This window comes from Pseudomonas sp. OF001 (assembly GCF_904426495.1).
GTDB lineage: Bacteria > Pseudomonadota > Gammaproteobacteria > Pseudomonadales > Pseudomonadaceae > Geopseudomonas.
Genome location: NZ_CAJGBM010000004.1, coordinates 78,908 through 99,827 on the forward strand (window position 1 = coordinate 78,908; position 20,920 = coordinate 99,827).

Genomic DNA, 20,920 nt, shown 5'->3' on the forward strand with positions numbered 1-20,920 from the left:
GGAGCCGGCCGCGCCCGCAGGCGCAGCCGACCCGGGCTCAGAAGAAGGTCAGGCCGGCCTGGAACAGGCGCTCGACGTCGCGGATGTGCTTCTTGTCGACCAGGAACAGCAGCACGTGGTCGCCCGACTCGATGCGCGTCTCGCCGTGGGCGATCAGCACTTCCTCGTCGCGGACGATGGCGCCGATGGTGGTGCCCGGCGGCAGCGGCACCTCGGCGACCCGGCGGCCGACCACCTTGCTCGAGCGCGCGTCGCCGTGGGCGATGGCCTCGATCGCCTCGGCGGCGCCGCGGCGCAGCGAGTGCACCGCGACTATGTCGCCGCGACGCACGTGGGTCAGCAGGGTGCCGATGGTGGCCTGCTGCGGGCTGATGGCGATGTCGATCTCGCCGCCCTGGATCAGGTCGACGTAGGCCGGGTTGCTGATCAGGCTCATCACCTTGCGCGCGCCGAGGCGCTTGGCCAGCAGCGAGGACATGATGTTGGCCTCGTCGTCGTTGGTCAGGGCGAGGAACAGGTCGGCCTCGGCGATGTTCTCCTCGACCAGCAGGTCGCGGTCGCTGGCGCTGCCCTGCAGGACGATGGTGCTTTCCAGGGTGTCGGACAGGTAGCGGCAGCGCGCCGCGTTCATCTCGATGATCTTGACCTGGTAGCGGGTCTCGATGGCCTCGGCCAGGCGCTCGCCGATGTGCCCGCCGCCGGCGATCACCACCTTGCGGTAGCCGTCGTCGATGCGCCGCAGCTCGCTCATCACCGCGCGGATGTGGCTGCGCGCGGCGATGAAGAACACCTCGTCGTCGGCCTCGATCACCGTGTCGCCCTGCGGCAGGATGGCGCGGTCGCGGCGGTAGATGGCCGCCACCCGGGCGTCGATGGTCGGCATGTGCTCGCGGATCTGCTTGAGCTGCTGGCCGACCAGCGGGCCGCCGTAGTAGGCGCGCACGCCGACCAGCTGGGCCTTGCCCTCGGCGAAGTCGAGCACCTGCAGGGCGCCGGGGTATTCGATCAGGCGGCGGATGTAGTTGGTCACCACCTGCTCGGGGCTGATCAGCACGTCGACCGGGATCGCCTCGTTGGCGAACAGGCCGGCGCGGGTCAGGTAGGCCGCCTCGCGCACCCGGGCGATCTTGGTCGGCGTGTTGAACAGGGTGTAGGCGACCTGGCAGGCGATCATGTTCGACTCGTCGCTGTTGGTCACCGCCACCAGCATGTCGGCGTCGTCGGCGCCGGCCTGGCGCAGCACCGTCGGGTAGGAGCCCTTGCCCTGGATGGTGCGGATGTCCAGGCGGTCGCCCAGGTCGCGCAGGCGGTCGCCGTCGGTGTCGACCACGGTGATGTCGTTGGCCTCGCTGGCCAGGTGCTCGGCCAGGCTGCCGCCGACCTGCCCCGCGCCGAGAATGATGATCTTCATCCGGTGACTGCTCCTTGCGCGCGCGCGGGGGCGGCGGCGATCTTGATCAGCTTGGCGTAGTAGAAACCGTCGTGGCCGTCGACCTGGGCCAGCAGCTGGCGGCCGTGCGGCTGCCTGACGCCGAACGGGCCGGGGATGTCCAGCTCGCGCGCGCCGGGGGTGCGGGCGAGGAAGGCGCCGATCACCTCGGTGTTCTCGGTCGGCAGGCTCGAGCAGGTGGCGTAGAGCAGCACGCCGCCGACCTCGAGGGTCGGCCACAGGGCGTCGAGCAGCTCGCCCTGCAGGGCGGCCAGCGCGGCGATGTCATCGGCCTGGCGGGTCAGCTTGATGTCCGGGTGGCGGCGGATCACCCCGGTCGCCGAGCAGGGCGCGTCGAGCAGGATGCGCTGGAAGGGCTTGCCGTCCCACCACTGGTCGACGGCGCGGGCGTCGGCGGCGACCAGGCGGGCGTCCAGCTGCAGGCGCGCGAGGTTCTCGCGCACCCGCACCAGGCGGCTCTCCTCCAGGTCGACGGCGGTGACGCTGAGCGAGGGCTCGGTCTCCAGCAGGTGGCAGGTCTTGCCGCCGGGCGCGCAGCAGGCGTCCAGCACGCGCAGGCCGGGCTTGAGTTCGAGCAGCTCGGCGGCCAGCTGGGCGGCCTCGTCCTGCACGCTGACCCGGCCCTCGGCGAAGCCCGGCAGGGTGGTGACGTCGCAGGGGCTGGCCAGCTGCACGCCATCCGTGCTGAACGGACAGGCGCGTGCGGCGATGCCGGCGGCGGCCAGCTCGGCGAGATAGTCGTCGCGCGAGCCGTGGCGGCGGTTGACCCGCAGGGTCAGCGGCGGATGGCTGTTGTTGGCGGCGCAGATGGCTTCCCAGTCCGCCGGCCAGTGCGCCTTGAGCGCCTTCTGCAGCCAGCGCGGGTGGGCGGTGCGCGCCGCCGGGTCGCGCTCCAGTTCGGCGAGCAGTGCCTCGCCCTCGCGCTGGGCGCGGCGCAGCACGGCGTTGATCAGGCCCTTGGCCGAGGACTTCTTCAGCCGGTCGACACAGCCGACCGTTTCGCCGATCGCCGCGTGGGCGGGGATGCGCGTGTACAGCAGCTGGTACAGGCCGACCAGCAGCAGCGCCTCGAGATCCGTGTCGGCGGCCTTGAACGGCTTCTGCAGCAGCTTGTCGGCGAGCAGGGACAGGCGCGGCTGCCAGCGCGCGGTGCCGAAAGCCAGCTCCTGGGTCAGGCCGCGGTCGCGCGGCTCGACCTTGTCCAGCTGCGCCGGCAGGGCGCTGCCCAGCGAGGCCTTGCCGGCCAGCACGGCGCCGAGCGCGCGGGCGGCGGCCAGCCGCGGATCGACGGCCATCAGACCAGCACCTGGCCGGGCGCGAACTGCTCGCGGCGGCTGTTGTACAGGTCGGCGAAGCCCAGCGGCTTGCCGCCCGGCAGCTGCAGGCGGGTCAGGCGCAGCGCGCCCGCGCCGCAGGCCACGGTCAGGCCGTCGCGGCTGGCGGCGAGGATGGTGCCGGGCGCGCCCTGCCCCTCACCGACTTCGGCGGCATACACCTTGAGCGCGGCCTCGCCGAGCGTGGTGTGGCAGATCGGCCAGGGATTGAAGGCGCGCACCAGGCGTTCCAGCTCCACGGCCGGACGGCTCCAGTCGAGGCGCGCCTCGTCCTTGTTGAGCTTGTGCGCGTAAGTGGCCAGGGCGTCGTCCTGCACCTCGCCGTGCAGGGTGCCGGCGGCCAGCTGCGGGATGGCCGCGACCACCGCGGCGGCGCCCAGCGTGGCCAGGCGGTCGTGCAGGCTGCCGCCGGTGTCGTCGTCGGCGATCGGCGTGGTCACCTTGAGCAGCATCGGCCCGGTGTCCAGGCCCGCCTCCATCTGCATCACGGTGACGCCGCTCTCGGCGTCGCCGGCCTGCACCGCGCGCTGGATCGGCGCGGCGCCGCGCCAGCGCGGCAGCAGCGAGGCGTGGCTGTTGATGCAGCCGAGAGGCGGGATGTCGAGCACCGCCTGCGGCAGGATCAGGCCGTAGGCCACCACCACCAGCAGGTCGGGCTGCAGCGCCGCCAGCTCGGCCTGTGCCGCCGCATCGCGCAGGGTCTGCGGCTGCAGGACGGGGATGCCGTGCGTGGCGGCCAGCTGCTTGACCGGGCTGGCCATCAGCTTCTGGCCGCGGCCGGCCGGGCGGTCGGGCTGGGTGTACACCGCCACCGGCGTCAGGCCCGCGTCGAGCAGGGCCTGGAGGTGGACAGCGGCGAATTCCGGGGTACCGGCGAAGACGATGCGCAGGGGCTGGCTCATGGGCTCTCGCTCAAGAAAAAAGGCTTGCCGCGGGCAAGCCTTCCGGTGAATCAGTTGTGCTGCAGGCGATGCTGTTTTTCCAGCTTCTTCTTGATGCGGTCGCGCTTGAGGCCGGACAGGTAGTCGACGAACAGCTTGCCGTTGAGGTGGTCGCACTCGTGCTGGATGCACACGGCGAGCAGGCCCTCGGCGATCTCCTCGAACGGCTGGCCGTCGCGGTCCAGCGCCCTGATGCGCACCTTGAGCGGACGGTCGACGTTCTCGTAGAAGCCGGGGACGGAGAGGCAGCCTTCCTGGTAGGGGCCGAGGTCCGCGGTCAGCGGTTCCAGTTCGGGGTTGATGAACACCTGCGGCGCGCTCTTGTCCTCGGACAGGTCCATCACCACCAGGCGCTTGTGCACGTTGACCTGGGTCGCCGCCAGGCCGATGCCGGGGGCGGCGTACATGGTCTCGAACATGTCGTCGATCAGCTGGCGCAGGGCGTCGTCGACCACCTCCACCGGCTTGGCGAGGGTGCGCAGGCGCGGATCGGGGAACTCGAGAATGTTCAGGATCGCCATATGCGTTTGTGATGCACTTGTGGAATAAATCGAAAACCGGCTGATAAGATGCCCGGCAGCTCGAAAAACGGCTTGAGGCCGCGTATTTCGCCGGCCGGCGCACGTTTCCCGTGTCGGCACATGATAAAGGGATTCACCTCATGAGGAAATCATTAGTCGCCCTGCTGCTGCTGGCGGCTGGCGGTCTGGCGCAGGCCGAGGTCCAGCTCAGGGACGGCCATCCGCAGACCTACACGGTGGCGCGCGGCGATACCCTGTGGGATATCTCCGGCAAGTTCCTGCGCCAGCCGTGGAAGTGGCCGGAGATCTGGCAGGCCAACCCGCAGGTGCAGAATCCGCACCTGATCTACCCGGGCGACGTGCTGAGCCTGACCTGGGTCGACGGCCAGCCGCGCATCGTCCTCGACCGCGGCGCCTCGCGCGGTACCGTCAAGCTGTCGCCACACGTGCGCAGCACGCCGATGGCCGAGGCGATCCCGACCATCCCGCTGGAAAAGATCAACAGCTTCCTGCTCAGCAACCGCATCGTCGACAGCGACCTCGAGCTGTCCCAGGCGCCCTACGTGGTGGCCGGCAACGCCGAGCGCGTGGTCAGCGGCGCCGGCGACCGCATCTATGCCCGCGGCGCCTTCACCGGCGAGCAGGCCTACGGCCTGTACCGTCAGGGCAAGGCCTACAGCGACCCGCAGACCAAGGAAGTGCTCGGCATCAACGCCGACTACATCGGCGGCGGCGACGTGGTGGCCGAGGAAGGCGACATCGCTACCCTGGCCCTCACCCGTACCACCCAGGAAGTGCGCCTGGGCGACCGCCTGCTGCCCACCGAGGAGCGCTCGATCAGCTCCACCTTCGTGCCCAGCGAGCCGAGCGAGCCGATCGACGGGGTGATCCTCGACGTGCCGCGCGGCGTGACCCAGGTCGGTCAGCTCGACGTGGTCACCCTCAACAAGGGCCGCCGCGACGGCCTCGCCGAAGGCAACGTGCTGGCGATCTACAAGACCGGCGAGACGGTGCGCGACCGCATCACCGGCGAGAGCGTGAAGATCCCCGACGAGCGCTCCGGCCTGCTGATGGTGTTCCGTACCTACGACAAGCTCAGCTATGGCCTGGTGCTCAACGCCACCCGTTCGCTGGCGGTGCTCGACAAGGTGCGCAACCCCTGAGCGTCGTGAACGAAGCCCCCGCTTGCGGGGGCTTCGCGTTTCTGGCCTGACGCAGGATGCGCGCCGGCCGATGTCCTGCCGTCGATCAAGGATGATCGCCATGCCCTACCCCGCCGCCCTGCCCCCGGCCGAACTGGAAGCCCGCCTGCGCCTGCACGGCCTGCCGGCGATCGGTCCGCGGCGCTTCCGCCTGCTGATCAGCACCTTCGGCTCGGCCAGTGCCGCCCTCTCCGCTCCTGCAGCCGCCTGGCGCGCCCTCGGCCTGCCGGCGGAGGCCGCCGAGGCGCGGCGCAGCCCGCTGGTGCGCGAGCAGGCCGCCGCCGCCTTGGCCTGGCTGGAGCAGCCCGCCCGGCACCTGCTGGGCTTCGACGATCCCGTCTACCCCGCCCTGCTCGCCGAGCTGCACGATGCCCCGCCGCTGCTGTTCGTCGCCGGCGACCCCGGCCTGCTCGAGCGCCCGCAGCTGGCGCTGGTCGGCAGTCGCCGCGCCAGCCGGCCGGGGCTGGACAACGCCGCATGCTTCGCCCGCAGCCTGGCCGGCGGCGGCTTCGTGGTCACCAGCGGCCTGGCGCTGGGCATCGACGGCGCGGCCCACGAGGGCGCGCTGGCGGCCGGCGGCGCCACCGTGGCGGTGCTCGGCACCGGCCTGCAGTGCCTGTATCCGCGCCGGCATGCCGGCCTGGCCGCGCGCATCGTCGCCGAGGGCGGCGCGCTGGTCTCCGAGCTGCCGCTGGCCACGCCGCCGCAGGCCGGCAATTTCCCGCGGCGCAACCGCATCATCAGCGGCCTGGCGCTCGGCGTGCTGGTGGTCGAGGCCAGCCCCTCCAGCGGTTCGCTGATCACCGCGCGGCTGGCCGCCGAACAGGGCCGCGAGGTATTCGCCATCCCCGGCTCGATCCACCACCCCGGCGCACGCGGCTGCCACCAGCTGATCCGCGAGGGCGCCCTGCTGGTGGAAACGGTCGAGGACATCCTCGAGGCCTTGCGCGGCTGGCAGCGGGTGGCGGCCCGGCCGGCGCCGCGCCGGCCGGTCAGCGAACCGGACGAGTCGGCCCATCCGCTGCTGGCCCTGCTGCGCGCCGAACCGCAGAGCAGCGAGGCGCTGGCGATCAGCAGCGGCCTGGCCCTGCCCGAGCTGCTCGCCCAGCTCACCGAACTGGAGCTGGACGGGCGCATCGTCTGCGAGGGCGGCTGCTGGGTGTGCTGCGGCTGACCCGGCCCGTCGTCAGCCACTGCCATCGCCGGCCCGAGCGGATACACTGCGCCGCAGTTTTTCCAGCATGCGGAGGTGGCGATGGTCGGGCAGTGGCGGGTGCAGCAGGCGGCGCGGGTGGTGCGCGAGGGGGGCGTGATCGCCTACCCCACCGAAGCGGTATGGGGGCTGGGCTGCGATCCGTGGAATCCCCAGGCGGTACTGCGCCTGCTGGCGCTCAAGGACCGGCCGCTGGAGAAGGGCCTGATCCTGGTCGCCGCCGACATGGCGCAGTTCGACTTCCTGCTGCACGACCTGCCGCGGGCCTGGCGCGCCGAGCTCGAACTCAGCTGGCCGGGGCCGAACACCTGGCTGGTGCCGCACCAGGGCCGCCTGCCCGAGTGGATCAGCGGGATGCACGACAGCGTCGCGCTGCGGGTCAGCGACCATCCGCTGGTGCGCGCGCTGTGCGAACACACCGGGCCGCTGGTGTCGACCTCGGCCAACCCGGCCGGCCGCCCGGCGGCGCGCACCCGCCTGCGCGTCGAGCAGTACTTCGGCGGGGCGCTCGACGGCGTGCTCGGCGGCGAGCTGGGCGGACGCCGCAACCCCAGCCTGATCCGCGACCTGCGCACCGGCCAGGTGATCCGTCCGTCCTGAGGCGACTTGCGCGGCGCCGCGGCGCTGGCCATGCTGGCGTCCTACTGGCAGGCATCAGGGAGAGACGCCATGGACCCGCGCATCCAGCAGGTCGTCCAGCTCATCGATACGCGCATCCACTACGGCAGCGACGAGGAGCGGGCCGCGCTGAGCGTGCAGGCGCTGGCCGACACGTTCGGCCTGAGCCGTTTCCAGCTGCAGCGCCTGTTCAAGCGCGACACCGGGATGACCCTGCGCGACTACCTGCAGAACCTGCAACTGGAAAAGGCGGCGGTACGCGTAAGGCTGACGCGCGAGAGCCTGTTGTCGATAGCTCTCGGTCTCGGCTTCGGCAGCCAGCAGGCGTTCACCCGGGCCTTCACCCGCCGCTGGGGCATGCCGCCGCAGTCGCTGCGCCGCCTGCCGGCCGAGGGGCTGGCAGGCCCGGCGGCGCAGATCGGTGCCGCCATCCCGGCGCGCATCGTGCAGGCGCCCGCGCGTAGCCTGTGGGCCTGTCGCTACGTCGGCCCCTATCCGCTGGTGCCGCAGCACTGGCAGGATTTCGCCACCCGTCTGGCCGCCGCCGGCCTGCAGGCGGAAGGTCCCTTCTTCGGCATGGTCTACGACGATCCGCTGTTCACCCCGCCCGAGCGCATCCGCTACGCCTGCGCGATCGCTGCACCGGCCGCTGCTGGCGAGCCGCCGCCGGGCTGGTACCGCATCGGCCTGCCGCCCTCGCGCTTCGTGGTGTTCTCCATCCACTGCAGCTACGCGGAAGGCCTCGTTCGCCTGCGTTCGCGGGTGCATGGCTGGCTGGCTCGGAGCGGCGAGTCCTTCGGTCAGGCCGGTGGCTTCGAGTGCTACCCGCGCCTGCCGGTCGTCAGCCTCGACCAGGCGCAGCACATGGACCTGCACTGCTCGCTGGCCGGCTAGTCAGTCGCGCGGATGACGCAGGCGGGTCCAGCCGCGGCTATTGGTGTAGAAGCGTCCGCTGTCGCCCAGCAGGGCGAAGCGCGTGGCGCGCCACGCCGCGCAGCACAGGCCGGCCTCGAGGCTGCGGACCTTGTGGAAGGCCCAGCGCCACTGGCGCAGGGTGCCTGAGCGGCGCTCGGCCGCCAACGCAGGGGTATCGTTGGACTGGGACATGCAGGACCTCCGCCTGATCGAAGCTGCCGGTCGGGGAGGGACTGGCAGCCGGTTCCTTGATGGGATGGCGAAGGACTCTAGTGGTACGCAGGTGCGAGCGTTTAACCGTTTGTGACCTGAGTCACGGCGGCGCGGCGGCCGCGCCGCCGCCTGCCTCAGGGCAGCAGGATGGTCGAGCCGGTGGTCTGCCGCGCCGCCACCGCGGCCTGTGCCGCTCCGGCGTCGGCCAGGGCGTAGCGCCGGCCGATGTCCACCTGCAGGGTGCCGTCGGCGATCAGCGCATACAGCTCGGCGGCCATGGTGCGCAGGCGCTCGGGGGTGTCGGCGTAGCCGGCCAGGGTCGGCCGGGTGACGAACAGCGAGCCCTTCTGCGAGAGGATGCCGAGGTTGACCCCGGTGACCGGCCCGGAGGCGTTGCCGAAGCTGACCAAGAGGCCGCGCCTGGCCACGCAGTCCAGCGAGATCTCCCAGGTGTCCTTGCCCACCGAGTCGTAGACCACCGGGCACTTGGCGCCGTCGGTCAGCTCCAGCACCCGCGCACGCACGTCCTCGCGGCTGTAGTCGATGGTCGCCCAGGCGCCCAGCGCCCGGGCCCGCTCGGCCTTCTCGGCCGATCCCACGGTGCCGATCAGCTTCACCCCCAGCGCTTTCGCCCACTGGCAGGCCAGGCTGCCGACGCCGCCGGCGGCGGCGTGGAACAGGATGGTCTCGCCGCCCTCGAGCCGGCCGATCTGGCGCAGCAGGTACTGCACGGTCAGGCCCTTGAGGGTCGCCGCGGCGGCCTGCTCGAAGCCCACCCCGTCCGGCAGCGGCACCAGCACGTCGGCCGGCAGGACATGCAGTTCGGCGTAGGAGCCCTGCGGGCCGGTGCAGTAGGCCACCCGGTCGCCGACCTGGAATTCGTGCACCTCGGCGCCCACCGCCTCGACCACCCCGGCGCCTTCGCTGCCCAGGCCCGAAGGCAGGTCCAGCGGATACAGGCCGTTGCGGTAGTAGATGTCGATGAAGTTGAGGCCGATGGCGTGGTTGCGCACCAGCACCTCGCGCGGGCCGGGGGCGGCGGGAGTGAAGGCGGCGTACTCGAGCACTTCGGGGCCGCCGTGGCGGCTGAGCTGGATGCGTTTGGCCATGGCCGGGCATTCTCCTTGGGAAAAACGACAGGGCGTCCATCCAAGCCTGCGCCATGGCCTGCGTCAAGCGCGAGGCGCGAAACGCGGTGGTATGCTTGCCGCCTGATTGCGCCGCCGGCCAGGGGCCGTGCGGCAGACCCGGACCCGAGGTGAAAAGTGACCGACCGTATCGCCGCCGTGAAGGCCTACCTGCTCGACCTGCAAGACCGCATCTGCGCCGCCCTCGAGGCCGAGGACGGTGGCGCGCGCTTCCGCGAGGAGGCCTGGGAGCGTCCGGGCGGCGGCGGCGGCCGCACCCGGGTGATCGAGAACGGCGCGCTGATCGAGAAGGGCGGGGTCAACTTCTCCCACGTGTTCGGCGACGGCCTGCCGCCCTCGGCCAGCGCCCACCGCCCGGAGCTGGCCGGACGCAGCTTCCAGGCCCTCGGCGTGTCGCTGGTGATCCACCCGGAAAACCCCTACGTGCCCACCTCGCACGCCAACGTGCGCCTGTTCTGCGCCGAGAAGCCCGGCGAGGAGCCGGTGTGGTGGTTCGGCGGCGGCTTCGACCTGACCCCCTACTACGCCCACGAGGAAGACTGCATCGAGTGGCACCGGGTGGCGCGCGCCGCCTGCGAGCCGTTCGGCGCCGACGTCTACCCGCGCTACAAGGAATGGTGCGACCGCTACTTCCACCTCAAGCACCGCGGCGAGCCGCGCGGCATCGGCGGCCTGTTCTTCGACGACCTCAACGAATGGGACTTCGACACCTGCTTCGCCTTCATCCGCGCGGTGGGCGACGCCTACATCGAGGCCTACCTGCCGATCGTCAGGAAGCGCAAGGCCACCCCGTTCACCGAGGCGCAGCGCGAGTTCCAGGCCTACCGCCGCGGCCGCTACGTTGAGTTCAACCTGGTGTTCGACCGCGGCACCCTGTTCGGCCTGCAGTCCGGCGGGCGCACCGAGTCGATCCTCATGTCGCTGCCGCCGGTGGTGCGCTGGGGCTACGACTGGAAGCCCGAGCCGGGCAGCGAGGAGGCGCGGCTGACCGAGTACTTCCTCACCGACCGCGACTGGCTGGCCTGATCGTAGGGGCGAATTCATTCGCCTGTCGCCGTCGAGCCGGGCGAATGAATTCGCCCCTACAGTTCCGTCTTTCCCGAGGATTCCCATGGACCGCTATTGCGTGTTCGGCAACCCCATCGGCCACAGCAAGTCGCCGCTGATCCATCGGATGTTCGCCGCGCAGACCGGCGAGCCGCTGAGCTACGAGGCGCTGCTGGCGCCGCTGGACGACTTCGCCGGCTTCGCCCGCGCCTTCTTCGTCGAGGGCCGCGGCGCCAACGTCACCGTGCCGTTCAAGGAGGAGGCCTTCCGCCTCGCCGATATCCTGAGCGAGCGCGCCGCCCGCGCCGGCGCGGTGAACACCCTGAAGAAGCTCGACGACGGCCGCCTGCTCGGCGACAACACCGACGGCGCCGGCCTGGTGCGCGACCTCACCGTCAACGCCGGCATCGGGCTGCGCGGCCAGCGCATCCTGCTGCTCGGCGCCGGCGGCGCGGTGCGCGGCGTGCTCGAGCCCATGCTGGCCGAGCGGCCGGCCGAGCTGGTGATCGCCAACCGCACGGTGGAGAAGGCCGAGGAGCTGGCGCGGCTGTTCGCCGACCTCGGCCCGGTGGTGGCCAGCGGCTTCGACTGGATCGACGCGCCGGTCGACCTGATCGTCAACGGCACCTCGGCCAGCCTGGCCGGCGAGCTGCCGCCGATCTCGCCGACCCTGATCCGCCCCGGCCATACCGTCTGCTACGACATGATGTACGCCAAGGAGCCGACCGCCTTCAACCGCTGGGCGCAGACCCACGGCGCAGAGCGCACCCTGGACGGTCTGGGCATGCTGGTCGAGCAGGCCGCCGAGGCGTTCTTCGTCTGGCGCGGCGTGCGCCCCGACTCGGCGCCGGTGCTGGCCGAACTGCGCCGGCAACTGGCCTGAGCGCCGCGGGGCGCCATGGCGCCCCGCCCTCCCGTCAATCCTCGAAGCTCAGCGGGCAACCCTCGGCCCCCTCCAGCTTGAGCAGCTCCTCGCGCACCTGCGGGCGTGCCCGGCGCAGCACCAGCTCGCGCTCCTGCAGGCGCAGGCGGCGCGCCTCCTGGTGCAGCATCACCACCCCGGCGTAGTCGATGAAGTTGACGTAGTGGGCGTCCAGCACCAGGCGCGGCGCCCGGCTGGCCTGGATGTGCCGCTGCAGGTAGGCGCAGGCGCCGAAGAAGATCGAGCCCTCGATGCCCAGCACCTCGTGGTCGCCCTCCTGCCAGCGCTGCAGGCGCGGCTGCGAGGTGCGCTTGAGGTAGAACAGCAGCGAGGCCAGCACTCCGGCGTAGATCGCCGTCTGCAGCTCGAGCAGCAGGGTGGCCGCGCAGGTCAGCGCCATCACCGCGAACTCCGCACGGCTGACCCGCCACAGCGCGCGCAGCCCCGCCAGGTCGACCAGCCCCCAGCAGATCAGCAGGATCACCGCGGCCATCGCCGGCAGCGGGATGTGGGCGATCAGCGCCGCGCCGCCCAGGGTGAACAGCGCCACCCACAGCGCCGAGCACACCCCGGCCAGCGGGGTCAGTGCCCCGGACTGCTGGTTGAGCGCCGAGCGGGTGAACGAGCCGGCCGACAGGTAGCCGGCGAACCAGGGGCCGACCATGTTGGCCAGGCCCTGGCCGCGCACCTCGGTGTCCACCTCGAGCGGCTGCTGCGACTGCTGGGCCAGGGCGCGGGCGATCGACAGGCTGGTGACCAGGCCGAGCAGGCCGAGGGCCACCGCCGTCGGCAGCAGGTCCAGCACGCTGTCCAGCTCGAACTGCAGCGGGGTGAACGGCGGCAGGCGCCCGGCGAAGGCGGCGACCGTCGGCACCGTGGCGAACACCGGCAGCAGCCAGGCCGCCAGGCTGCCGACCAGGATCGCCAGCAGCAGCGCCGGCAGGCGCGGCCACAGCCGGCGCACGCCGAGCGCCACGCCGAGGGTCAGCGTCGCCACCGCCAGCGACGGCCAGTGCGCCTCGCGCAGGTGTTCGCCGAGCACCAGGGCGCCCTTCAGCGCGGTGGCCTGGCCGGGCAGGTCGAGGCCGAGCAGGTTGGGCACCTGGCCGAGGGCGATCACCAGCGCGGCGCCGAGGGTGAAGCCGAGCAGCACCGACTGCGAGATGAAGTTGACCAGCGCGCCGAAGCGCAGCAGGCCGAGCAGCCACTGGAACAGTCCGGCGAGGAAGCTCAGCAGCAGCACCAGAGCGACGTAGTCCGGGCTGCCCGGCGCGGCCAGCGGGCTGACGCTGGCGAAGATCACCACCGACACGGCGGCGGTCGGCCCGCCGATCAGGTGCAGCGACGAGCCCCACAGGCAGGCGACGATCACCGGCACCACCGCGGCGTACAGGCCGTATTCGGCCGGCAGCCCGGCGATCAGCGCGTAGGCGATCGACTGCGGCAGGGCGAGGATGGCGCCGGTCAGGCCGACCAGGGCGTCGCGGCCGAGGCTGTGCACGGAGACCTGTGGCAGCCAGCGCAGGAACGGCAGCAGGCTGTAGCGATGGGGCATGGGACCTCGAGACGGACGGATGGGGATTGGCCACAGGGTAGCGGATCGGCGCCGCGCCGGCCCGTCCGGGCTATCATGGGCCTCGCCCGACAACCAGGAAGGCCTCGCCATGCACGAACTCGACCCCGCCGCGATCCGCGGCTGGCACGCCCACGTCTACTTCGACGCGCAGACCCTCGAACAGGCCCGCACGCTCTGCGAGGCGGCGGCCGCGCGCTTTCCCGGCCTGAAGATGGGCCGCGTCCACGAGCGGCCGGTCGGCCCGCATCCGGACTGGAGCTGCCAGCTGGCTTTCCGCGCCGAGCTGTTCGCCGCGGTGCTGCCGTGGCTGGCGCTCAACCGCGGCGGTCTCACCGTGTTCGCCCATCCGATCACCGGCGAGGATCTCGCCGACCACCGCGACCGTGCCGTCTGGCTCGGCAGCGTGCGGCCGCTGGACCTCTCCGTGCTGCCGGAGAACTCGATGGTCTACGACCTCTGAACGTAAAAAAGCCGGGCACAGGGCCCGGCAAGACAATCCCGAGGGTGGGATCGACGCTCAGATGACGCCGCGCGCGCGCAGGCCGGCGATCGTCTCGCCGTCCAGGCCCAGGCGCTCGGCCAGAATGGTTTCGGTGTGCTCGCCGAGCAGCGGCGGCGCGTTGCGGTACTCCACCGGGGTGGCCGACAGGCGCAGCGGGCTGGCCACCCCGGGCGCGCTGCCGGCCAGCGGGTGCGCCAGGTCGACCCGCATGCCGCGGGCCAGCACCTGCGGGTCGGCGAACACCTGCGCCAGGTCGTTGATCGGCCCGCACGGCACGCCGGCCTCCTCCAGCGCGGCGACCCATTCGGCGGTGGTCCTGAACACCGTGGCCTGGCGGATCAGCGGGATCAGCTCGCCGCGGTGGGCGACCCGCGCGCTGTTGCTGGCGAAGCGCGGATCGTCCGCCCACTCCGGATGGCCGGCGACCTCGCAGAAGCGGCGGAACTGGCCGTCGTTGCCGACGGTAAGGATGAAGTCGCCGTCGGCGGTGGGGAAATCTTGGTACGGCACGATGTTCGGGTGGGCGTTGCCCAGGCGGCGCGGCGCCACGCCGGTGGTCAGGTAGTTCAGCGCCTGGTTGGCCAGGCAGGCCACCTGCACGTCGAGCAGGGCCAGGTCGATATGCTGGCCCTCGCCGCTGGCGTGGCGGTGGTTGAGCGCGGCGAGCACCGCCACGCTGGCGTGCAGGCCGGTGAGGATGTCGGTCAGCGCCACGCCGACCTTCACCGGCCCGGCGCCCTCCTCGTCGGCGGCGCGCCCGGTCAGGCTCATCAGCCCGCCGAGGCCCTGGATCATGAAGTCGTAGCCGGCGCGCTGGGCGTAGGGCCCCTGCTGGCCGAAGCCGGTGATCGAGCAGTAGATCAGCCGCGGGTTGATCGCCTTCAGGCTCGCGTAGTCGAGGCCGTAGGCGGCCAGGCCGCCGACCTTGAAGTTCTCCAGCAGCACGTCCGACTGCGCCGCCAGCTCGCGGATCAGGCGCTGGCCTTCCGGCTGGGTGAAGTCGACGGTCAGCGAGCGCTTGTTGCGGTTGGCGCACAGGTAGTAGGCCGCCTCGCGGGTGTCGCGGCCCTCGGCGTCCCTGAGGAACGGCGGGCCCCAGTGGCGGGTGTCGTCGCCCGTGCCCGGGCGCTCCACCTTGATGACGTCGGCGCCGAGGTCGGCGAGCATCTGCCCGGCCCAGGGGCCGGCCAGCACGCGGGACAGGTCGAGGACGCGGATATTGGCCAGGGCACCGGACATGGATTCTCCGTAGGGTGCGCCATGCGCACCGGATAGCGAGCGATATTGCGCGGCAGACGCCGTACGCAGCGGATGGCGCTGCTGGTGCGCACGGCGCACCCTGCGCCCGCGACGGCGCACCCTGCGCCCGCGACGGCGCAGGGTGGCGAGCGATCAGAAGAACGCCTGGATGCCGGTCTGCGCGCGGCCGAGGATCAGCGCGTGGATGTCGTGGGTGCCCTCGTAGGTGTTGACCACCTCGAGGTTGACCAGATGCCGCGCCACGCCGAACTCGTCGCTGATGCCGTTGCCGCCGAGCATGTCGCGCGCCAGGCGGGCGATGTCCAGCGCCTTGCCGCAGCTGTTGCGCTTCATGATCGAGGTGATCTCCACCGCCGCGGTGCCCTCGTCCTTCATCCGGCCCAGGCGCAGGCAGCCCTGCAGGGCGAGGGTGATCTCGGTCTGCATGTCGGCCAGCTTCTTCTGGATCAGCTGGTTGGCGGCCAGCGGACGGCCGAACTGCTGGCGGTCCAGCACGTACTGGCGGGCGGTGTGCCAGCAGGCCTCGGCGGCGCCCAGCGCGCCCCAGGCGATGCCGTAGCGCGCCGAGTTCAGGCAGGTGAACGGACCCTTGAGGCCGCGTACCTCGGGGAACATGTTCTCTTCCGGCACGAACACGTTGTCCATGACGATCTCGCCGGTGATCGAGGCGCGCAGGCCGACCTTGCCGTGGATCGCCGGGGCGGACAGGCCCTGCCAGCCCTTCTCCAGCACGAAGCCGCGGATGTCGCCGGCGTCGTCCTTGGCCCAGACCACGAACACGTCGGCGATCGGGCTGTTGGTGATCCACATCTTGCTGCCGGTCAGCCGGTAGCCGCCGTCGACCTTCTTGGCGCGGGTGATCATCGAGCCCGGGTCGGAGCCGTGGTTCGGCTCGGTCAGGCCGAAGCAGCCGATCCACTCGCCGCTGGCCAGCTTGGGCAGGTACTTCTGCTTCTGCGCCTCAGTGCCGAACTCGTTGATCGGCACCATCACCAGCGAGGACTGCACGCTCATCATCGAGCGGTAGCCGGAGTCGATGCGCTCCACCTCACGGGCGATCAGGCCGTAGCAGACGTAGTTGAGGCCGCTGCCGCCGTACTCGACCGGGATGGTCGCGCCGAGCAAGCCGGTCTCGCCCATCTCGCGGAAGATCGCCGGGTCGGTGTGCTCGTGGCGGAAGGCTTCCAGCACCCGCGGCGCCAGCTTGTCGGCGGCGAACTTCTGCGCGCTGTCGCGCACCATGCGTTCCTCGTCGGTCAGTTGCTGGTCGAGCAGCAGCGGGTCTTCCCAGTTGAAGCGGGCGTTGGCAGCCATGGGTGCAATCCTCGAATGTTGTTGTGGCGCGCTGGGGCGATGTCCTGATCCTAGGCCGCAAGGCTCGCCATGGGCAACCGAGGAATTCGCACGCTGTTGTGCTGTTCGCTCACTCCGAGACTGCTGTAGAGTCATTTGCAAAGCCCAGCCAGTGAGCCTGTCGCACATGCGTCGCAAGATCCCCAGCACCGCCGCGCTGGTCGCCTTCGAGTCGGCGGCGCGCCACCAGAGCTTCACCAAGGCCGCCGAGGAGCTGGCGCTGACCCAGAGCGCGGTGTGCCGGCAGATCGCCGCGCTGGAGGCGTTCCTCGGTGTCGAGCTGTTCCGCCGTACCCGCCGCGGCGTGCGCCTGACCGAGGAGGGGCTGTCCTACGGCCGGCGCATCGCCGCCCAGCTCGACGCGGTGGAGCGCGACACCCTGGCGGTGATGGGCCAGCAGGGCAGCACCAGCCTGGAGCTGGCCGTGGTGCCGACCTTCGCCACCCAGTGGCTGCTGCCGCGCCTCAAGGACTTCCAGCGCCTGCACCCCGAGGTCACCGTCAACCTGACCAACCGTACCCGGCCGTTCCTGTTCGCCGACACCGAGTTCGACGCCGCGCTGTACTTCGGCGACGCCGACTGGCCGGGCACCGCCGCCGACTTCCTGATGCGCGAGAACCCGGTGCCGGTGTGCAGCCCCGAGCTGATCGCCCCGCAGTACACGCTCAATGCCCGTGAGATTGCCGCCCTGCCGCTGCTGCAGCAGACCACCCGGCCCTACGCCTGGCGCCAGTGGTTCGGCTCGCTCGGCCTGCAGATCGAGGGCGACATGCGCGGGCCGCGCTACGAGCTGTTCTCCATGCTCGCCCAGGCCGCCATGCACGGCATGGGCGTGGCGCTGATCCCGCCGCTGCTGATCCAGCGCGAGCTGGCCGAGGGCCGCCTGATCGTGCCCTTGCAGCACGCCTACCTGAGCGACAAGGCCTACTACCTGATCGTCCCCGAGCGCAAGGCCGAGTCGGCGGCGCTGCGCGCCTTCCGCGACTGGCTGCTCGAGCAGGCGCAGGCCTACCGCCGCGAGCACGGCCTGGAGTGAGCATGCCGCCGACCTCATCCGGCCAGCGCGTGCTCCTCGTCCTGCTGCTGATCCTCGCCGGCCTGGGCCTCAGCGTCTGGCTGGCCGGGCGCGCTGCGGAAAGCCGCCAGTGGCAGGAGCGCAGCGTCGAGGCGCACAACCAGCTGGAGCTGTACGCCCAGTCGCTGCGCATCCTGGTCGAGCGCTACCGCGCGGTGCCGGCGATCGTCGCCCACGACGGCGAGGTGCAGGCCACCCTGCGCGCCGGCGACGACCCGCGGCAGCGCCAGCTGCTCAACCGGCGCCTGCAGCGCCTCAATGCCGAGGCCGGCTCGGCGATGCTCTACGTCCTCGACGCCCGCGGCGAGACCATCGCCGCCAGCAACTGGGACGATCCGACCAGCTTCGTCGGCAACAACTACGCCTTCCGCCCCTACTTCCAGGACGCCCTGCGCCTGGGCAGCGGCCGCTACTTCGCGGTCGGCGTGACCACCGGGGTGCCCGGCTACTTCCTCTCCCGGCTGGTGCGCGACGACGACGGCACGCCGCTCGGCGTGGTGGCGCTCAAGCTGGAGATGGAGGAGCTGCAGCGTGGCTGGGTCGGCCAGCCGGGCACCCTGCTGGTCACCGACCGCCACGGCGTGGTGATCCTCGCCAACCGCCCGGCCTGGCGCTTCCGCCACCTGCAGGGCGAGCCGGGCGACCGTCCGCTGCAGCCGCCGGACGCCCGCAAGTACGCCGGCGAGACTCTGCAGCCGCTGCACCTGCAGCCGCTGCGCCAACTCGACGAGGGCGCCGTGCTGCAGCGCGTCGACGGCCCGGACGGCCGCCACGACTACCTGTGGTTGCGCCAGGCGCTGGTCGAGGACGACTGGACCCTGCACCTGCTGCACGATGCCGGCGCGGCGGACGCCACGGTGCGCAGCGCTGGCCTCGCCGCCGGCGGCGCCTGGCTGGCGCTGGCCTTCCTGCTGCTGTTCCTCGGCCAGAAGCAGAAGAACCGCCGCCTGCGCCAGCGCTCGCGCGCCGAGCTGGAACGCTTGGTCGAGGCGCGCACCGTCGAGCTGCGCCAGGCCCAGGACGAGCTGGTGCAGGCGGCCAAGATGGCCGCGCTGGGGCAGATGTCCGCCGCCATGGCCCACGAGATCAACCAGCCGCTGACCGCCATGCGCATGCAGCTCGGCAGTCTCGGCCTGCTGCTGGCGCGCAACGATGCCACCGCGGTGCAGACCTGCCTTTCGCGCATCGACGGCCTGCTCACCCGCATGGCCGCGCTCACCGGCCACCTGAAGACCTTCGCCCGCAACAGCCCCGGCGGCCTGCGCGAGCGCCTGCAGCCGGACAGCGCGGTCGACCATGCCCTGCTGCTGCTCGAGCCGCGCATCCGCCAGGACCAGGTGCTGGTGTTGCGCCAGCGCAATGCCGAGGCCTGGGTGGAGGGCGACGCCATCCGTCTCGAGCAGGTGCTGGTCAACCTGCTGCACAATGCCCTCGACGCCATGGTGGACAAGGAGGTGCGCGAGCTGCGCATCGACCTGCGCCGCGACGGCGGCGACTGGCTGCTGACCGTCGCCGACAGCGGCGGCGGCATCCCCGCCGAGGCGCTGGCGCGGGTGTTCGAGCCGTTCTTCACCACCAAGCCGGTGGGCGACGGCCTGGGCCTCGGCCTCGCCGTGTCCTACGGCATCGTCCGCGAGCTGGGCGGCCAGCTCGAGGCGCGCAACGCCGGCGACGGAGCGCTGTTCAGCCTGCGCCTGCCGGCGGTGGCGGCGCCGGGTACACTGCCGGCAGCGCAGCAGGAGTGAACATGCAACCGATCATCTTCATCGACGACGAGGCGCCGATCCGCGAGGCGGTGCAGCAGTGGCTGGAGCTGTCCGGGCTCACCGTGCGCACCTGCGCGCGCGCCGAGGAGGCGCTGGCGCTGCTCGACGCCGAGTTCCCCGGCGTGGTGGTCAGCGACGTGCGCATGCCCGGCATGGACGGCCTGGTGCTGCTGGCGAAGCTGCAGGCGCTCGACCCGGAGCTGCCGGTGATCATGGTCACCGGCCACGGCGACGTGCCGATGGCGGTAGAGGCCATGCGCCAGGGCGCCTACGACTTCATCGAGAAGCCCTTCACCCCCGAACGCCTGCTCGCCAGCCTGCAGCGCGCCCTCGACAAGCGCCGCCTGGTCGGCGAGAACCGCGCCCTGCGCCGCCAGGCGGGCGAGCGCGGACGCATCGAGGGCCAACTGCTCGGCGTGTCGCCGGCGATGGTCGAGCTGCGCCGGCAGATCCTCGAACTGGCGCCCACCGCGGTCAACGTGCTGATCCGCGGCGAGACCGGCAGCGGCAAGGAGCGGGTGGCGCGCTGCCTGCACGACTTCGGCCCGCGCGCGAACAAGGCCTTCGTCGCCCTCAACTGCGCGGCGATCCCCGAGCAGCTGTTCGAGAGCGAGCTGTTCGGCCACGAGAGCGGCGCCTTCACCGGCGCCCAGGGCAAGCGCATCGGCCGCATCGAGCACGCCGACGGCGGCAGCCTGTTCCTCGACGAGGTGGAGAGCCTGCCGCTGGCCCAGCAGGCCAAGCTGCTGCGCGTGCTGCAGGAGAAGAGCCTGGAGCGCCTCGGCTCCAACCGCAGCATCGCCGTCGACCTGCGGGTGATCAGTGCGGTCAAGCCCGATCTGGCCGCCGAGGTACGCGCCGGACGCTTCCGCGAGGACCTCCTCTACCGCCTCAACATCGCCGAACTGCACATCCCGCCGCTGCGCGAGCGCCGCGAGGACATCCCCCTGCTGTTCAACCACTTCGCCCGCGAGGCCGCCACCCGCCACGGCCGCGAGCCGCGCCCGCTCACCGCCGCCGATCTGGCGCGCCTGCTGACCCACGACTGGCCGGGCAACGTGCGCGAACTGGCCAATGCCGCCGAACGCCACGTCCTTGGCCTCGGCCGCGCCCCGGCGACCAGCGGCCCCGGCCAGTCGCTGGCCGAGCAGCTCGACGCCTTCGAGGCCCAGTGCCTGCGCCAGGCCCTGCAGCAATGCCGCGGCAACATCGCCGAGGCCATGGCCCTGCTGCAGCTGCCGCGGCGGACGCTGAACGAGAAGATGCAGCGGCATGGGATCAGTCGCGGGGAGTTCGTTGAGGGATAGGAGGTGGAGCGCTGAGGCGCCCCCCCTTCGCAGCGCAGGCTCAGCGGCCCCTGCCGCCGCCCGGTCCCATGCCGCCACCAGGTCCCATGCCCGCAGGCATGTCCGGCAAGGTCATGCCCCGCGACTTGGCTCGTTCCTGCATCTGCTGGTGATGCTCCAGGCGCAGCCGCTCGCGCTCTTCGGCGGTCGTCGTGTTGCGCATGCGGTTCTGGTATTCCAGCCGCTCCTCGGGTGTCATCAGCTGGCTGCCATAGACACGCTCCTGGCTCTGCGTCCTCTCCTGAATCTGCTGCTGCGTTTGGTCGCGGACCTGATCCTGGGCCCTCTCCCGGGTTTCGGCCATGGCCTGGCCGGTGCACAGCGTCCCGGCCAGGGCGGTCATTAGCAGTAGTCGTTTCATCGGCATGGTCACCTCGCAATTCGAATTGGTCTGTTGCGCCCGCCGGCCTTTCCCGACGGTCACCATGGATCAACCATAGTTGCCGGGGCTGGGTCGGCAATCGTCGCTGGTCGGCCGCGGCGAGCGGCGCGTCCGGAGATCGGCGGATTCTTGCCGA

Annotated in this window: 20 protein-coding genes; 10 read left to right on the forward strand and 10 right to left on the reverse strand. The window is 71.6% G+C overall.

All coding sequences use genetic code 11. From position 1 onward, the window contains the following. Positions 1-37: 37 nt before the first annotated feature. From trkA to def, 4 genes are read right to left on the reverse strand one after another with little or no spacing between them, the layout of a single operon-like run. Positions 38-1,411 (reverse strand): Trk system potassium transporter TrkA, encoded by a 1,374-nt coding sequence (gene trkA / locus RA210_RS03945; RefSeq protein ID WP_201485462.1) that lies wholly within the window; start codon positions 1,409-1,411, stop codon positions 38-40. Then, positions 1,408-2,745, reverse strand: a complete 1,338-nt coding sequence (gene rsmB, locus RA210_RS03950; protein ID WP_201485463.1) for a 16S rRNA (cytosine(967)-C(5))-methyltransferase RsmB — start codon at positions 2,743-2,745, stop codon at positions 1,408-1,410. Before rsmB ends, trkA begins: the two co-directional genes overlap by 4 nt. Continuing rightward, positions 2,745-3,686 carry a methionyl-tRNA formyltransferase gene (fmt, locus tag RA210_RS03955; protein WP_201485464.1) on the reverse strand — a complete coding sequence of 314 codons (942 nt, stop codon included), beginning with the start codon at positions 3,684-3,686 and terminating at the stop codon, positions 2,745-2,747. Before fmt ends, rsmB begins: the two co-directional genes overlap by 1 nt. Positions 3,687-3,736: 50 nt before the next feature. Beyond that, positions 3,737-4,246 carry a peptide deformylase gene (def, locus tag RA210_RS03960; RefSeq protein WP_201485465.1) on the reverse strand — a complete coding sequence of 170 codons (510 nt, stop codon included), beginning with the start codon at positions 4,244-4,246 and terminating at the stop codon, positions 3,737-3,739. 140 nt (positions 4,247-4,386) lie between these two features. Between def and RA210_RS03965 the strand changes: the two genes are divergently transcribed. From RA210_RS03965 to RA210_RS03980, 4 genes are all read left to right on the forward strand, one after another. Further along, positions 4,387-5,409, forward strand: a complete 1,023-nt coding sequence (locus RA210_RS03965) for a LysM peptidoglycan-binding domain-containing protein (protein ID WP_136490043.1) — start codon at positions 4,387-4,389, stop codon at positions 5,407-5,409. 100 nt (positions 5,410-5,509) lie between these two features. Next, positions 5,510-6,622: a DNA-processing protein DprA gene (dprA, locus tag RA210_RS03970; protein ID WP_201485466.1), complete on the forward strand. Its 1,113-nt coding sequence runs from the start codon at positions 5,510-5,512 to the stop codon at positions 6,620-6,622. Positions 6,623-6,703: 81 nt separating this feature from the next. Then, positions 6,704-7,261 carry an L-threonylcarbamoyladenylate synthase gene (locus RA210_RS03975; RefSeq protein WP_136491370.1) on the forward strand — a complete coding sequence of 186 codons (558 nt, stop codon included), beginning with the start codon at positions 6,704-6,706 and terminating at the stop codon, positions 7,259-7,261. Between the two features lie 69 nt (positions 7,262-7,330). Continuing rightward, complete coding sequence (locus RA210_RS03980) at positions 7,331-8,173, forward strand: helix-turn-helix domain-containing protein (protein ID WP_201485467.1); 843 nt, start codon at positions 7,331-7,333, stop codon at positions 8,171-8,173. Here the strand turns inward: RA210_RS03980 and RA210_RS03985 are convergent, their stop codons facing one another. Together RA210_RS03985 and RA210_RS03990 are read right to left on the reverse strand one after the other, a co-directional pair. Then, complete coding sequence (locus RA210_RS03985; RefSeq protein WP_136491372.1) at positions 8,174-8,386, reverse strand: hypothetical protein; 213 nt, start codon at positions 8,384-8,386, stop codon at positions 8,174-8,176. A gap of 155 nt (positions 8,387-8,541) precedes the next feature. After that, positions 8,542-9,516, reverse strand: a complete 975-nt coding sequence (locus RA210_RS03990; RefSeq protein WP_201485468.1) for a quinone oxidoreductase family protein — start codon at positions 9,514-9,516, stop codon at positions 8,542-8,544. 156 nt (positions 9,517-9,672) lie between these two features. Here RA210_RS03990 and hemF point away from each other — a divergent pair, with 156 nt between their 5' ends. Next, complete coding sequence (hemF, locus tag RA210_RS03995) at positions 9,673-10,581, forward strand: oxygen-dependent coproporphyrinogen oxidase (protein WP_201485469.1); 909 nt, start codon at positions 9,673-9,675, stop codon at positions 10,579-10,581. Positions 10,582-10,666: 85 nt separating this feature from the next. Next, positions 10,667-11,485 (forward strand): shikimate dehydrogenase, encoded by an 819-nt coding sequence (gene aroE / locus RA210_RS04000; protein WP_201485470.1) that lies wholly within the window; start codon positions 10,667-10,669, stop codon positions 11,483-11,485. Between the two features lie 34 nt (positions 11,486-11,519). Here the strand turns inward: aroE and RA210_RS04005 are convergent, their stop codons facing one another. Next, positions 11,520-13,079 carry a SulP family inorganic anion transporter gene (locus tag RA210_RS04005; RefSeq protein WP_201485471.1) on the reverse strand — a complete coding sequence of 520 codons (1,560 nt, stop codon included), beginning with the start codon at positions 13,077-13,079 and terminating at the stop codon, positions 11,520-11,522. 109 nt (positions 13,080-13,188) lie between these two features. On the opposite strand from RA210_RS04005, the gene RA210_RS04010 reads away from it, so the two are divergent. Then, complete coding sequence (locus RA210_RS04010; RefSeq protein WP_201485472.1) at positions 13,189-13,560, forward strand: DOPA 4,5-dioxygenase family protein; 372 nt, start codon at positions 13,189-13,191, stop codon at positions 13,558-13,560. A 57-nt stretch (positions 13,561-13,617) separates the two neighbouring features. Here the strand turns inward: RA210_RS04010 and RA210_RS04015 are convergent, their stop codons facing one another. Beyond that, the gene (locus tag RA210_RS04015) at positions 13,618-14,841 is read right to left on the reverse strand and encodes a CaiB/BaiF CoA transferase family protein (protein WP_201485473.1); all 1,224 of its coding nucleotides are present in this window, start codon (positions 14,839-14,841) and stop codon (positions 13,618-13,620) included. A 153-nt stretch (positions 14,842-14,994) separates the two neighbouring features. Continuing rightward, positions 14,995-16,176: an acyl-CoA dehydrogenase gene (locus RA210_RS04020; protein WP_201485474.1), complete on the reverse strand. Its 1,182-nt coding sequence runs from the start codon at positions 16,174-16,176 to the stop codon at positions 14,995-14,997. A 166-nt stretch (positions 16,177-16,342) separates the two neighbouring features. On the opposite strand from RA210_RS04020, the gene RA210_RS04025 reads away from it, so the two are divergent. From RA210_RS04025 to RA210_RS04035, 3 genes are read left to right on the forward strand one after another with little or no spacing between them, the layout of a single operon-like run. Next, a complete protein-coding gene (locus RA210_RS04025; protein ID WP_201485475.1) occupies positions 16,343-17,251 on the forward strand; it encodes a LysR family transcriptional regulator in 909 nt (302 codons plus the stop codon). A 2-nt stretch (positions 17,252-17,253) separates the two neighbouring features. Further along, positions 17,254-19,035 carry a sensor histidine kinase gene (locus RA210_RS04030; RefSeq protein ID WP_201485476.1) on the forward strand — a complete coding sequence of 594 codons (1,782 nt, stop codon included), beginning with the start codon at positions 17,254-17,256 and terminating at the stop codon, positions 19,033-19,035. A 2-nt stretch (positions 19,036-19,037) separates the two neighbouring features. Further along, entirely contained in the window at positions 19,038-20,363 is a 1,326-nt protein-coding gene (locus RA210_RS04035; RefSeq protein WP_201485477.1) for a sigma-54-dependent transcriptional regulator, read from the forward strand. A 40-nt stretch (positions 20,364-20,403) separates the two neighbouring features. Here RA210_RS04035 and RA210_RS04040 read toward each other — a convergent pair whose 3' ends face one another. Further along, on the reverse strand, positions 20,404-20,763 hold the full coding sequence (locus RA210_RS04040; protein WP_201485478.1) for a hypothetical protein: 360 nt from the start codon (positions 20,761-20,763) through the stop codon (positions 20,404-20,406). Between the last annotated feature and the right edge of the window lie 157 nt (positions 20,764-20,920).

Excerpts from the sequence above, each read along its gene's own strand:
- fmt (WP_201485464.1), bottom strand. The coding sequence starts at position 3,686 with ATGAGCCAGCCCCTGCGCATCGTCTTCGCCGGTACCCCGGAATTCGCC.
- RA210_RS04025 (WP_201485475.1), top strand. The coding sequence starts at position 16,343 with ATGCGTCGCAAGATCCCCAGCACCGCCGCGCTGGTCGCCTTCGAGTCG.
- RA210_RS03980 (WP_201485467.1), top strand. The coding sequence starts at position 7,331 with ATGGACCCGCGCATCCAGCAGGTCGTCCAGCTCATCGATACGCGCATC.
- RA210_RS04010 (WP_201485472.1), top strand. The coding sequence starts at position 13,189 with ATGCACGAACTCGACCCCGCCGCGATCCGCGGCTGGCACGCCCACGTC.
- aroE (WP_201485470.1), top strand. The coding sequence starts at position 10,667 with ATGGACCGCTATTGCGTGTTCGGCAACCCCATCGGCCACAGCAAGTCG.
- RA210_RS04015 (WP_201485473.1), bottom strand. The coding sequence starts at position 14,841 with ATGTCCGGTGCCCTGGCCAATATCCGCGTCCTCGACCTGTCCCGCGTG.
- RA210_RS03985 (WP_136491372.1), bottom strand. The coding sequence starts at position 8,386 with ATGTCCCAGTCCAACGATACCCCTGCGTTGGCGGCCGAGCGCCGCTCA.
- RA210_RS03965 (WP_136490043.1), top strand. The coding sequence starts at position 4,387 with ATGAGGAAATCATTAGTCGCCCTGCTGCTGCTGGCGGCTGGCGGTCTG.
- rsmB (WP_201485463.1), bottom strand. The coding sequence starts at position 2,745 with ATGGCCGTCGATCCGCGGCTGGCCGCCGCCCGCGCGCTCGGCGCCGTG.
- RA210_RS04005 (WP_201485471.1), bottom strand. The coding sequence starts at position 13,079 with ATGCCCCATCGCTACAGCCTGCTGCCGTTCCTGCGCTGGCTGCCACAG.
- RA210_RS04020 (WP_201485474.1), bottom strand. The coding sequence starts at position 16,176 with ATGGCTGCCAACGCCCGCTTCAACTGGGAAGACCCGCTGCTGCTCGAC.
- RA210_RS03975 (WP_136491370.1), top strand. The coding sequence starts at position 6,704 with ATGGTCGGGCAGTGGCGGGTGCAGCAGGCGGCGCGGGTGGTGCGCGAG.
- RA210_RS04030 (WP_201485476.1), top strand. The coding sequence starts at position 17,254 with ATGCCGCCGACCTCATCCGGCCAGCGCGTGCTCCTCGTCCTGCTGCTG.
- RA210_RS04040 (WP_201485478.1), bottom strand. The coding sequence starts at position 20,763 with ATGAAACGACTACTGCTAATGACCGCCCTGGCCGGGACGCTGTGCACC.
- def (WP_201485465.1), bottom strand. The coding sequence starts at position 4,246 with ATGGCGATCCTGAACATTCTCGAGTTCCCCGATCCGCGCCTGCGCACC.
- trkA (WP_201485462.1), bottom strand. The coding sequence starts at position 1,411 with ATGAAGATCATCATTCTCGGCGCGGGGCAGGTCGGCGGCAGCCTGGCC.
- RA210_RS04035 (WP_201485477.1), top strand. The coding sequence starts at position 19,038 with ATGCAACCGATCATCTTCATCGACGACGAGGCGCCGATCCGCGAGGCG.
- dprA (WP_201485466.1), top strand. The coding sequence starts at position 5,510 with ATGCCCTACCCCGCCGCCCTGCCCCCGGCCGAACTGGAAGCCCGCCTG.
- RA210_RS03990 (WP_201485468.1), bottom strand. The coding sequence starts at position 9,516 with ATGGCCAAACGCATCCAGCTCAGCCGCCACGGCGGCCCCGAAGTGCTC.